Source organism: Paenibacillus sp. D2_2, from assembly GCF_031199965.1.
In the GTDB taxonomy this organism is placed as follows: domain Bacteria; phylum Bacillota; class Bacilli; order Paenibacillales; family Paenibacillaceae; genus Fontibacillus.
In genome coordinates this window covers 2,030,792-2,043,134 of sequence record NZ_CP133605.1, presented here as the reverse complement: position 1 = coordinate 2,043,134, position 12,343 = coordinate 2,030,792, and the positions used below count along the sequence as shown (strand labels likewise).

The window sequence follows — 12,343 nt, the reverse complement described above, 5'->3', positions numbered from 1 at the left end:
TCTATTTTAATTCCCTACTGGCTGGCTCAGTCTTCGCTGCTGCCAGATATAAAATGCGACCAATGTCTTGGCATCAGCAATTCGTCCCTCGGCGATATATTGCTGTGCATCCTCAAAACTTACCTCGTACACCTCAAGGAACTCATCCTCATCCGGAGACATCTCCCACCCGTCAAGTCTTCGGCCAAATACAGGTGAATAATCTCATCTGAGAAGCCTGGGGCAGTGAAGAAGGAATGTATATGTGTCATACGTTCGCAGCGATAACCCGTCTCTTCTTCAAGCTCACGAGCGGCAGCATCCATTGGATCTTCGCCTTTCTCCAGTTTGCCAGCCGGAATCTCCAGCTCACAGCGCCCCATAGCTTGGCGGAACTGATCGACCATCAACAGACGATCATTGTGAAAAGCGAGCACAGCCACTGCCCCGGGATGCTTCACGATCTCCCGCGTTGCTGTGCTTCCATCTGGCAGCTCTACTGTGTCTACTTGCAGTGAAATCACCTTGCCCGTAAAAATTGGGTCGGTCGTAATTGTTTTCTCCGTCAGCTTATTTGTCATATGATACATGATCCTCCTCATGAAATAATCGATCATTTATTAAGTCATTCATAACTTGTCCACTTCGGACATATGGTGTTATTATACCAAACCTCCAGTAAAGGAGCGCGCTTATGAAAAGCTATTTTTCGGAAAAATCGTTTCATCTTCAAGGCAAAGCCTGGCAGGTACGCATCATGCTTAACCAATTGCAAAAAGAAGTAGGTAAATCAACCAAGGTCATAGATCTGATTCGAACACGGACTAGTAAGTAGGAAAATGATTGAAAAGGACTAAAACTTGTGAGCGAGGTGAACGGATGATGGTGGAAAGTGAGGAGCTAATATCACTGCTTAATCATCTGGAAGCAGATGGAGAACCTGTGGAGGCACTACAATACACTTATTATGACCGATCCGAGTTAATCCAACACTCAGTCTCGTCGGGGATGCTGAATGCAGCAATCAAGCTGGTCGAAGATAAAGACCCTGCACTGCGATGTATGCTGATTTACAGTCTCTATAAAGAAGGTTATACAGAACTAGCGGAGCGGAATATCTTGGAAATAGCGTCTGAACTAATTCCCCTCAAGCCCCCATATCAAGAAGTTGCTAAAATATACGGAGAAATCCTATATGATCAAGCACGATTTGAAGAAGCATCTTCTATTTTTACTTCTCTGGCAGAGTCCTGCCCGTCTATGGTCCATATACGTTATGCCGTAGCGGCCTGCCAACTTCAGGAGAAAATTCAACGGCTAACAAGAAGGATGGAATTGTATCACCCGGATCAAGATGAACGGCTTAAAATCGAGAAATATATTCAGGGATTCCTGGATCTGCTGTCACTCATCGGGCGAACAAAGTGGCATACGACATGGAATGACAAGCAGCGCCTTCATCTGCCGCAGCATTTGGAAGCCAACTTAAAACAAAACCGTTCATAAGCCATAGGCTATTGAACGGTTTTGTTTGTTATTTACTTAAGGGTCTGCGCAATAATCTCAAGAGCCATTTCTGAAGTTTTCACGATATCCTCAGCCTTAATCCGCTCGCGTGTCGTATGAATATCTTCATAACCGACAGCCAGATTTACAGTCGGAATCCCAGCCCATTAAATATATTTGCGTCGCTGCCGCCACCTGACATGAATGTAGTGCCCGACAGACCAAGCTTACCTGCTGCCTTCTGTGCAAGCGTAACAACGGGCTCCTCCTCAGAGAGATGGAAAGACGGGTATACAATCATGCTGTTAAACACGCCCTGTGTATGATAGTCCTGGCAGGTGGATTCCACCGCTTCCTTCATTCCAGCAAGCTGCTGATCGAGCTTCTCCTGCGAAGTGCTACGAGCTTCTGCGTACAGCTTCACATGATCGGGGACAATATTCGTCTCTCCCCCACCTTCGAACTTGCCGATATTCGCTGTAGTCTCTTCGTCAATCCGCCGAGCTTCATGCGAGCAATTGTCTTGCCTGCCACCTGAATCGCGCTAATACCATCCTCAGGATTTACCCCAGCATGGGCCGATTTGCCGTAAATCTCGATCGTGATCAACGCACGGGAAGGTGAAGCAACACAGATCGTACCCACATCTCCGTTCGAATCAAAAGCAAAGCCGAATTTGGCATCTAGCAAGCTAGCATCCAGCGCTCTGGAACCCATCATGCCCATTTCCTCGCCTACGGTAATGACGAACTGAATTTTCCCATGAGGCAAATTCTGCTCACGTAGCACCTGGATGACCTCCAGTAGTGCAGCTACACCTGCTTTATCATCAGAACCGAGAATTGTCGTTCCATCGCTACGGATCCAGCCATCTTCTCCTACGATAGGCTTAATTCCCACACCAGGAGCCACTGTATCCATGTGGCTAGTGAACAAGAAAGGCTCCGCATCCGTCTGGACACTCGGCTTCAAGGTCGCAATCAGATTCCCGGCACCGTGTCCCGTTTTGGTCATGGAATCATCCTCAACAACCTCAAGACCTAGCTCTGTAAATTTCTTAATCAGATAATCGGCAATTTGCCGCTCGTGTTTTGTCTCGCTATCTATACGAACCAATTCCAGGAAACTTTGAATCAATCTTTCCTTATTGATCATTGGACTTTCCTCTCTTTCGCTTTTACGATATTATAGAGGTTGTTCATAAAGTCCACTTTTGATCACGAAGTGAATCAAGAAGTATCTCGGCATCGAATCTTGAATTCAGCCGGGCCTTCCGGTGCTCACGTAGGTTTTGCCTACGCTCCGCTCCTCAGCCCCTAGCTTCATCCAACCTTCTCGGTGCTGAAAACCAGACTTTTTGAACATACACTTATAGAAGATAAACCAACCTAACAAATCTATATTTAAAAGGAGTTAAGGTATGTCTAAAAAATGGTTGAAAATCGTAGTCTATCTGATGTTGTTTGCCATGGTAGGTTCTACCTTATTTGCGTTACTTGAACCTTTACTTATGCGTTAACATCTTCCCATATCGACTCATAACCAAAGACTTCATTGAAATAAGGAATGATGTCATGGGCCACCTGTTCTACTGTAAATGTCTTACCCGTGACATCTTCCAGCGAAGTTACCCCGTACTCCTCAATACCGCACGGAATAATCCCGCGGAACCCCTCATTCTGTATGCCTGATTTGATATTAAAAGCGAAACCGTGGCTTGTTACGAACCCTCGGCGATGACGGCATTTATTAAACTTCACACCGATCGCTGTAATCTTGACATCTCCTACCCATACTCCGGTATATTCCGGCTTCCTTGAGCCTTCAATTCCAAACTGAGCCAAATAATTGATAATCACCTGTTCGAGATTTCGTAAATAACCGTGTAGATCAAGGCCATGCTCGCCATCCAGCAGTAATAGAGGGTATCCAACAAGTTGTCCTGGCCCGTGAAATGTAATATCCCCACCACGGTCAATTTTGACTAGAGAGATTCCTTGCTCCTTAAGCTGCTCAGGACTGAGCAGTAAGTGCTCCGGATGTTGCTGAGAGCCGATCGTATATGTCGGCGGATGCTGAAGAAGCAGCAGGTGCTCCTGCTGCTGTCCGTCGCTGATCGCTTTTACTAATTCTTTTTGCTTATCCCAAGCTTCCTCATATTCAATCAATGGAGTATAGCTTACTAATAAAGATCTGTTCATGATGATGTCCCCCAGAAGAATCAATAAACTTGCGTATCAAGCGTAAAGCCTTCGATATTATCCTTCACACGCTGCATAAATCGTCCACAGATCACACCGTCCAATATCCGATGATCTAGTGATAGACACAGATTCGCCATCGAACGAACCGCAATCATATCATTGATAACAACTGGACGTTTCACAATCGATTCGAAGGTCAAGATTGCCGCTTGAGGATAATTAATAATTGGCTGTGTCAAGATCGAACCGAAAGAACCTGTATTGTTAACGGTAAAGGTTCCACCTTGCATATCATCCAATTTCAATTTGCCTGCGCGTACCTTGGAAGCCAGATCGTCGATGTCCCGGGCCAATCCAGCGATACTCTTCTGGTCAGCGTTTTTGATAACCGGAGTTAGCACAGAATCCTCGGTGCCGACGGCGAGGGACAAATTGATGTCCCGTTTGACGATAATTTTATCGACCGCCCAGACGGAATTCATGATTGGGTAATCCTTAATCGCCCCCACAACGGCTTTAAGAACAAAAGCCAAATAAGTCAGATTGATGCCTTCTTTTTGTTTGAATTCGTTCTTGAGCTTATTGCGAAGCTGTACGAGATTAGTTACATCGACCTCGATCATCATCCAGCCATGTGGAATTTCCGACACACTCTGACGCATCCGAGTGGCAATCGTATTGCGGATTGGAGTTACGTCAATTAAGTATTCTGAGCGTCCGCCCTCAACCTCAATTGTCGGAATACGCGGTGTTTCGGTCAAGTGCAAGCCCGAATGACGCACCGGTTCCGATACTGGAGCAGTAGGAATAACTCCTGGCACAGTTACAGCTTGAACAGGTGCAACCTGTGGCTGAACCGCTGGGGTTGCTTGAACTGCAGCAGAGGCTGAAGCTTTGGAGCCTTGGTTCTCGATGTAATGCAATACATCCTTACGTGTCACTCGGCCGCCTAATCCTGTGCCAGGAACTGCTTGCAGGTTAATACCGTGCTCGGCCGCTAATGTCTGAACAGCAGGTGAATATCTAGCACGATGTGCATCTCCGCTATCTACAGAAGTGACCGAGGTTGTTTGTACAGATTCAGCCGCTTGTGACACACTCTCCGAAGAAGCCACTGCTTCCTCGGTCTCGATCCGGCAGATTACCGTCCCTACGGCAATCTCCTCACCTTCCTGAACGAGAAGCTCACCCATAACTCCGTCCAGTGTCGATGGAATCTCAGCATTTACTTTATCGGTAATGACTTCGCAGATCGGTTCATACTGCTCTACAGGATCGCCCGGCTGTTTGAGCCATTTGCCAACCGTAGCCGATACGAGCGATTCAGCCAACTGTGGCATCACAATATCATTTAGTACTTTCTTAGATAACATGCTCTCACTCCCATTTAGAGGTTGCTCAAAAGTCCGCTCGCTCCTCAGACCTTAGCTTTTGAAAAAACAAATCGGAAGCTTATGCTCTGGTGCTGAAAATCGGACTTTTTGAACACGCACTTTTAATATAGCGCTAATTGAAGCATGGCTTCTTTTAACTTGTCTTTGTTCAGCATGAAGAACTTCTCCATCGGTGGATTTATCGGCATCGCCAGGTACGTCCGGTCCGCACAACCGCTGGATTGGAGCATCAAGATCATACAAGCATTCCTCAGCAATAATCGCCGATACCTCAGCGCCGATGCCTCCGGTCTTGTTGTCCTCGTGAACGATTAGCACTTTACCGGTCTTCTTAACCGCAGCGATAATCGCTTCTCGGTCTAATGGCTGAAGGGTACGCAAATCCAGAATATGCGATGTGATGCCTTGCTCAGCTTCTAGTTCCTCTGCAGCCTGCATAGCGAAATGCAGCGGCAAGCTGTAGCTAATCACTGTAATGTCCTCGCCCTCACGTAGCAGATTGGCTTTGCCGAGCGGAACGGTATAATCTTCTTCCGGAACATCGCCCTTGATAAGCTTGTAGCACTTCTTATTCTCGAAGAACAGTACTGGATCAGGATCGCGGATCGCGGCCTTTAACAGCCCCTTCGCATCATACGCCGAATAAGGAGCAACGATCTTAAGTCCCGGCGTACCAAAGAAGATCGATTCAGGACATTGAGAGTGATACAATCCGCCGAAAATACCTCCGCCGATAGGCGCACGTACGACGATCGGACAATCCCAGTCATTGTTGGAGCGGTAACGTATTTTAGCTGCCTCACTAATAATCTGGTTTGTAGCCGGCAACATGAAGTCAGAATATTGCATCTCGGCAATCGGTCTCATTCCGTACATCGCCGCGCCGATGGCTACCCCAGCAATCGCAGATTCGGCCAACGGCGTATCGATAACACGCTCTTCGCCAAACTGCTCCTGCAGCCCCTTCGTGGTCGTGAATACGCCGCCTTTGACGCCAACGTCTTCTCCCAATACAAATACCCGTTCATCACGCTCCATCTCTTCCTTCATGGCTAGGCGAAGCGCATCAACATATTCCATTACCGGCATATCACTGTCCCTCCCCATCATTCGCATATACATGCAGCAGCGTATCCTCAGGGTTCGGGAACGGAGCACGCTCGGCTTCATCAATAGCAATCTTCAGTTCTTGCTTGATTTCTTCCAGGAATGCTGCTTCCTGCTCTTCACTCCATAAACCACATTCCAAGAGATAAGCCTTCATTCTTGGAAGGCCATCCTTCTCCCAATTCTCATCAACTTCCTCTTTGGTACGATAAGCCAGATCGTTATCCGATGTGGAGTGCGGAGAGAGTCTGTACATCATCGATTCAATCAAGGTTGGTCCCTCGCCACGAACTGCGCGCTCCCGGGCTTCCTTCACGACCCGGTATACTTCAAGGGCATCATTGCCATCGACCCGAACTCCTGGGAACCCGTAGCCGAGAGCACGATCACTCACTTTGCCACCGAGCTGCTTCTTGACCGGCACTGAGATCGCATACTGGTTATTCTCACACAGAAAAATAACCGGCAGCTTCTGCACGCCAGCGAAGTTAAGCCCTTCGTGAAAATCTCCTTGATTGCTGGAGCCTTCACCAAAAGTGACGTAAGAGACAATATCTTTCTTCTGCATTTTTGCCGACAATGCTATACCAACCGCATGCGGAACCTGAGTCGTTACTGGGCTTGAGCCCGTTACGATACGCAGACGCTTGCTGCCGAAATGGCCCGGCATTTGCCGACCACCGCTGTTCGGGTCATCCGCCTTAGCAAAGGCCGACAGCATTAATTCCTTCAAGGTCATTCCAACCGAAAGCACGAAACCGTAGTCCCGATAATACGGAAGAAAATAGTCGCGCTCGCGATCAAGCGCAAACGCCGCCGCGATCTGGGTTGTCTCCTGACCGATGCCAGAAACGTGAAAATTGATCTTGCCTGCCCGCTGCAATAACAAACAGCGTTCATCGAATTTACGAGCAAGCAGCATATATTTGTACATGTCCACTACTACGGTATCTGATAATCCGAGCTGCTCATGTCTTGGCTTCATTTGTACTGAACTTTTTGCGTTCATGGAGTTACCTCCTTCATTTGTTACCCACATCTTAAAACGTTCTATATTGCCTAATCTTAAAACCTGGTACTAAGACTTGGGTTAACCTTATTATAAACCTTTTCCCTGTAAAAAGAAAACATTTAAAAGAACGTGTTCCAAAAGGTTGGTTTACCACTTAAAGTGCGTGTTTAAAAAGTCAGACTTTCAGCACCGAGAAGGTTGAATGAAGCTTGGGCCTGAGGAGCGGAGCGTACGTTTTGGGTACGTGAGCACCTGAGATGTTTCCGGAGGAAACATGACTTCGTAAGCATTCGCTTAGGCCCGGCTGAATTCAAAATTCGATGCCGATTAAGCTACCATAACTACTTCGTGATCAAAAGGGACTTTTTAAACAACCTCTTAAAAGTTAATGTTCCGACCGTCAACTGCCAGCGCTGCTTCCCCAATGATTTCGGAAAGTGAAGGATGAGCAAAGGCCACCTGACCTAATTCCCAAGGTGTAGCATCCAGCACCGCTGCCAACGCAGTTTGGTTAATTAGCTCGGTAACATGATTGCCGATCATTTGCACACCAAGAATATCTTTGCTCTTCGCATCGGTCACAATTTTTACAAAGCCCTCTTTATCACCATGTACGAGTGCTTTGCCGATAACCGAGAACGGAGCTTTGCCAATCTTAACCTCATGTCCCTTTGCTCTCGCTTCCTTCTCGCTCAGGCCAACAGATGCCACTTCTGGCCGGCTATAGACACAGCGTGGAACCTGGTTCTCGTCATAATGTAACTCCTCTTCGGCGATATGATGCACGGCAACCAAGCCTTCATGACTTGCTGCATGAGCCAATTGCAACCCGCCAATGCAATCGCCGATCGCGTAAATGTGCGGCTCTGTCGTCTGCATATGCTCATTGACACGGATAAACCCGTTGCTCAGCGCGATATCCGTATTTTCCAGGCCGATATTCTCCACATTGGCTTGTCTACCGATAGAGATGAGTAGCTTGTCACCTTGTAATTCAATCGTCTGATCCCCTTGCTGAGCCGAAATATGTACCTGGCCGTCCATAACAGCATAGGTATCTGGCAGTACCTTCACACCCGTCAGCACTTTGATTCCACGCTTCTGCAAATGTTTCTGCAACTCGCGGGCTACCTCTTCGTCTTCAGCTGGCAGCAATTGCCCCGCCGCTTCAACTACCGTCACCTTGACGCCAAAATCTTGAAGCAAAGAAGCCCACTCAACGCCAATAACGCCACCACCCACGATGATCATAGATTCAGGCAAATCCTCCAACAGGAGTGCCTCATCGCTGCTAAGAATATGTTCTCCATCAGGAACAAGCCCTGGCAGGCTGCGCGGCCGTGATCCGGTGGCAATAATCAGATTCGTTGGAACGACCGTCTCCATCTCTCCGTCACTTAACTCAACTGCAACAGCACCGCTCTTTGGTGAGAAAATGGAAGGACCGGTTACCCGCCCTTTTCCTTGGATGACGGTAATCTTGTTCTTTTCATCAAATACTGAACGCCCTTGTACAGTTGATCGACAATCGCTTGCTTCCGCTCCTGTACCTTCGGGAACACCAGCGACAAACCGCTCGTCTCGATACCATAGCTTGCGCTATCTTTCATTTGTGCATACAGCTCTGCACTGCGCAGTAGCGCTTTGCTCGGGATACAGCCGCGGTGAAGACATGTTCCCCCAGCTTGTCCTGCTCAATAATTACAACCTCCTTGCCCAGTTGTGCAGCACGGATCGCAGCAATATAACCACCCGTTCCTCCACCAAGTACAGCTACATCGCAATTTATCGCCATGAATATATCTCCACCATTCTATTTCGAATAATTTAATTTACTATATTCTTCATTTTACCTCGTTTTTGAATGATTACAAATGAGGCTTGCAAATAGACAGAATCTTAAGAAGAAGGTATGATTAGAATAATTCCAAATCATTACTGTTCGCGAAAGGAAAGGGATATATATATTATGAAGCTGATGATTTCCCGTTTTATTGCGATTGTTATTCTGGTCATCCCCGGCATCGCAGCTATGATCGGCTTTTTGAAAATCAAGGACGCCGTTTTCCTTTACTATTCCCAGCATGGCGATGACACCTTGACTACCCTTACCTTTGACTGGCTTAATTTTATTATTGGACTATTGCTGTTTCTGGCTGGCATCAGCTTCTTGGCGGGCTGGATTTATTTTCGCGACCGCAAACGCGGCTACGGCAAGAGCCACAAGAAGAAAACCGTTACGGAGTAATCAAAGACTTAACAAAAAACTCTCTCCCTGCCGTATTATATACATACTGGGAAAGAGTTTTTTCTATGGACAAATCACTCATATAGAGCATCCTTCAATTTCGTAGACATCCTAGGGTTATGCTTCGCGGAGATGCGGAGAATCGTCTTCTTTAATCTCTTATTCTCCTCTTCCAGCAGTTGCAACTGATCAATCAGTTCTCCAATCCATCGCCTGTTGCAGTCGTTCTCATCCATTTGCCCCAGCATATCTCTAAAATGTTCAAGTTTCGAATGAATCTCCTTTGTCTCTTCCAACTTCCTTCGCCCTCTCCATTACACAATTATAGCTATTCATAAGCTGCCGATGAGATCTGACTTACTTCGTATTGACTCATTTATTGTAACATAAGTAATCAATCGAGGCTGCCATATAGATAACTGTCTCTAATGCCTACAAGCATCCCAATGACTATGGACGAAACAATCAACACAATCCCGAATACGATCTCCTTCTCGTTATTACTCACATGATTCCTATACCTTACATAATATGCCACCCGCATATCACCTGTTTAATATTTCCATTTATCATAACATGCGTATCTTAAATAAGTCACTGGATCTCTGCAAACAAAAAACGCCAAGTTCCATCTCCGGTAATCTTGACGTTATGTATTACGGATCGATTTGCGGACTCATCAGTTAGTAGTGCTACTCCCAAGTCCTCTTCTCGTTAATCTCAAGCTTCTTCTTGAAGGCTTGCTCCAGGTCGATGCCAAGCTTATTAGCCAAATCGAATATATTCCAGACGACATCATACATCTCGAAGCCAAGATTCTCTTTTTTTTCTGCTGCCGGATCGAAGGATACCTCAAGAACTTCTTTTGACAGCTCACCCACTTCGGACATCAAGTAGAGCATCCTCTGTTCAATAGTGCTCGTATCGAAGCCTTTATCCTTACTAAATTCTCTGACATATTGCTGAAACTGGGCTGTGTTCATTTCAAATACCCCTACCTTTAATTTTAAAACAATGCATTATATAAGTACAAGACACAGTATAGAACGGTAGGGGGAGAATGGCAATACGGATGCTTAGACTGTTCCTCTTAAGTGTTCATGGATGTTTCAATCTTACCAATGTACAACGGTATATGATTAGGAACCTTTCCACCGCCTGGCACCGAAACAGGGCCGTACAATTGACCAGCCTCAATGCAGCCACCAGTAAGTAAGCAAGTAACGTTATGCCAATCATCATCATTCTCCCGAGCCTTCTGTGTTTTACCTGTCGTAGGAATGAACTCATGAACGATAGAGCCGCTCTCGATGCTTCTTGTACAGCGGCTTCAATTAATACACCTGCAACAGCATGTAGAAGCTGATACCTAATATGTCCAATATTCATATTATCGAAGATTGCGGCAGAGAGTTGACTTACTCGGTCAGGAACTTTACTCCTTGGGTTTGAGGCAATCCTTGATGATACATATTTTGAGATTAGTTCACCGAACGATTCATCTACCTTTGCTTCAATTGAGACTAGCATATTTTGTTCAGCGACCTTCCCCAGATTATCATATCATGGTTTCGACCATTCCCCCTGAAGTCATCCAATTTCGTTACAACCTCGGGTGTGGCTTGTTCCCAAGTAAACCCTTTTGTATCATGATGTGAATTCAATAAATCCTGTAATTCATCGGGTATAGAAGGCTTACCCGTACGAAGCCATGCTTTTGCCAATTCCTTTGCACTTCGTCCATCTTTCCAATGCAATTCACCTTTAGCAGGAGGAGAATAGGCTAACCAATCATCTAAAGATTCAATTGACATCCCTTTATACGAGATTACATTCATCTAATTCCTACTTTCATAAATAAATATTGATTAATCTATTGAAAACATAAATAGTTGCAACAGAAAAAGCGCCACTTGGGCGCCTTCGCATCTGTTTTAAGAAATACCACTACATTTAACGGTTGAAACAGCATAATCAAAGTTGTATCAATTGATTCTTTTTTCGATATTTATAGCCTTAATAGCAATTGAAAGATTCTCAAAGCGCTTTGTCCTTACTTTCACGACACCTTATGCTCAATCCGCAGCTTGTCAGCAACCATCGCGATGAACTCCGAATTAGTTGGCTTGGACTTGCTGATGTTTACGGTATAGCCAAACAAGTGGCTAATCGAATCAAGGTTGCCGCGGGTCCAGGCGACTTCGATCGCGTGGCGGATGGCACGTTCAACGCGGGACGGCGTCGTCTTGAATTTCTCAGCGATAGCTGGATAGAGGGTCTTCGTAATTGCCCCTAAGATTTCGATGTTATTATAAACCATCGTAATCGCTTCGCGAAGATACTGATATCCTTTAATATGTGCGGGTACCCCAATCTCATGTATGATAGACGTTATATTCGCGTCCAAGTTTTTGCCTTTGCCGATTGGAACAACATTCGACTTGCTAAAAGATGGTGATAGCGTAGACCCCGTCGTTACCGTCGATACACCCACCAATTGACGAATCCGGTTGACGAGAACCTCCATATCGAAGGGCTTAAGGATATAATACGATGCTCCAAGCTGTACTGCACGCTGCGTAATGTTCTCCTGACCAAAAGCGGTCAACATAATGATTTTGGGCTGAGGGGTCAAATTCATTTCGCGTAAACGCTCCAATACGCCCAGACCATCCAAATGCGGCATGATAATATCCAGAATTAAAACGTCAGGAATTTTAGAAGCGTTGTCGATCATCTCCAGCACTTCTTCGCCATTATAAGCAATTCCCGAGACGGTCATATCGTCCTGCTCCGAAATATACTCCGCGAGCAAATTCGTAAATTCCCGATTATCATCCGCCAACAACACTTCAATTTTCTGCACTGACGACGTCCTCCTTAAGTACTTGAA

Annotated in this window: 11 protein-coding genes and 5 pseudogenes; 4 read left to right on the top strand and 12 right to left on the bottom strand. The window is 46.0% G+C overall.

Going from position 1 to position 12,343, the window contains the following annotated elements; translation table 11 throughout:
• Positions 1-6 precede the first annotated feature (6 nt).
• A pseudogene (locus RE628_RS10145) lies at positions 7-569 on the bottom strand (NUDIX domain-containing protein).
• A gap of 104 nt (positions 570-673) precedes the next feature.
• Between RE628_RS10145 and mciZ the strand changes: the two are divergent.
• Entirely contained in the window at positions 674-814 is a 141-nt protein-coding gene (gene mciZ / locus RE628_RS10140; protein ID WP_309158576.1) for a Z-ring formation inhibitor MciZ, read from the top strand.
• 44 nt (positions 815-858) lie between these two features.
• Positions 859-1,485, top strand: coding sequence for a tetratricopeptide repeat protein (locus RE628_RS10135; protein ID WP_309158575.1), 627 nt, complete (start codon positions 859-861; stop codon positions 1,483-1,485).
• A gap of 32 nt (positions 1,486-1,517) precedes the next feature.
• On the opposite strand, the pseudogene RE628_RS10130 reads toward RE628_RS10135, so the two are convergent.
• Positions 1,518-2,640 (bottom strand): annotated as a pseudogene (locus tag RE628_RS10130) (M20/M25/M40 family metallo-hydrolase).
• 265 nt (positions 2,641-2,905) lie between these two features.
• Between RE628_RS10130 and prli42 the strand changes: the two are divergent.
• Positions 2,906-3,004, top strand: a complete 99-nt coding sequence (gene prli42, locus RE628_RS10125; RefSeq protein ID WP_082790156.1) for a stressosome-associated protein Prli42 — start codon at positions 2,906-2,908, stop codon at positions 3,002-3,004.
• On the opposite strand, the gene lipB is transcribed toward prli42, so the two are convergent.
• The 5 genes and pseudogenes from lipB to lpdA all read right to left on the bottom strand — a co-directional run bounded on the left by lipB (position 2,994) and on the right by lpdA (position 8,997).
• Entirely contained in the window at positions 2,994-3,686 is a 693-nt protein-coding gene (lipB, locus tag RE628_RS10120) for a lipoyl(octanoyl) transferase LipB (RefSeq protein WP_309158574.1), read from the bottom strand. The two genes, prli42 and lipB, sit on opposite strands and share 11 nt — an antisense overlap.
• 20 nt (positions 3,687-3,706) lie before the next feature.
• Positions 3,707-5,062: a dihydrolipoamide acetyltransferase family protein gene (locus RE628_RS10115; protein ID WP_309158573.1), complete on the bottom strand. Its 1,356-nt coding sequence runs from the start codon at positions 5,060-5,062 to the stop codon at positions 3,707-3,709.
• Positions 5,063-5,184: 122 nt separating this feature from the next.
• Positions 5,185-6,172, bottom strand: a pseudogene (locus RE628_RS10110) (alpha-ketoacid dehydrogenase subunit beta).
• Between the two features lies 1 nt (position 6,173).
• The gene (locus RE628_RS10105) at positions 6,174-7,199 is read right to left on the bottom strand and encodes a thiamine pyrophosphate-dependent dehydrogenase E1 component subunit alpha (protein WP_309158572.1); all 1,026 of its coding nucleotides are present in this window, start codon (positions 7,197-7,199) and stop codon (positions 6,174-6,176) included.
• Between the two features lie 381 nt (positions 7,200-7,580).
• Positions 7,581-8,997: pseudogene (gene lpdA, locus RE628_RS10100) on the bottom strand (dihydrolipoyl dehydrogenase).
• 174 nt (positions 8,998-9,171) lie between these two features.
• On the opposite strand from lpdA, the gene RE628_RS10095 reads away from it, so the two are divergent.
• Positions 9,172-9,450: a DUF2627 domain-containing protein gene (locus tag RE628_RS10095; protein WP_309158571.1), complete on the top strand. Its 279-nt coding sequence runs from the start codon at positions 9,172-9,174 to the stop codon at positions 9,448-9,450.
• A 74-nt stretch (positions 9,451-9,524) separates the two neighbouring features.
• Here the strand turns inward: RE628_RS10095 and RE628_RS10090 are convergent, their stop codons facing one another.
• From RE628_RS10090 to spo0A, 5 genes and pseudogenes are all read right to left on the bottom strand, one after another.
• Positions 9,525-9,746, bottom strand: coding sequence for a hypothetical protein (locus RE628_RS10090; RefSeq protein ID WP_309158570.1), 222 nt, complete (start codon positions 9,744-9,746; stop codon positions 9,525-9,527).
• A 98-nt stretch (positions 9,747-9,844) separates the two neighbouring features.
• Positions 9,845-9,988: a hypothetical protein gene (locus tag RE628_RS10085; RefSeq protein WP_309158569.1), complete on the bottom strand. Its 144-nt coding sequence runs from the start codon at positions 9,986-9,988 to the stop codon at positions 9,845-9,847.
• A 154-nt stretch (positions 9,989-10,142) separates the two neighbouring features.
• A complete protein-coding gene (locus tag RE628_RS10080) occupies positions 10,143-10,433 on the bottom strand; it encodes a MazG nucleotide pyrophosphohydrolase domain-containing protein (RefSeq protein ID WP_309158568.1) in 291 nt (96 codons plus the stop codon).
• 115 nt (positions 10,434-10,548) lie between these two features.
• Positions 10,549-11,264: pseudogene (locus tag RE628_RS29590) on the bottom strand (hypothetical protein).
• Positions 11,265-11,509: 245 nt separating this feature from the next.
• On the bottom strand, positions 11,510-12,316 hold the full coding sequence (gene spo0A / locus RE628_RS10070; RefSeq protein ID WP_309158566.1) for a sporulation transcription factor Spo0A: 807 nt from the start codon (positions 12,314-12,316) through the stop codon (positions 11,510-11,512).
• Positions 12,317-12,343: the final 27 nt, after the last annotated feature.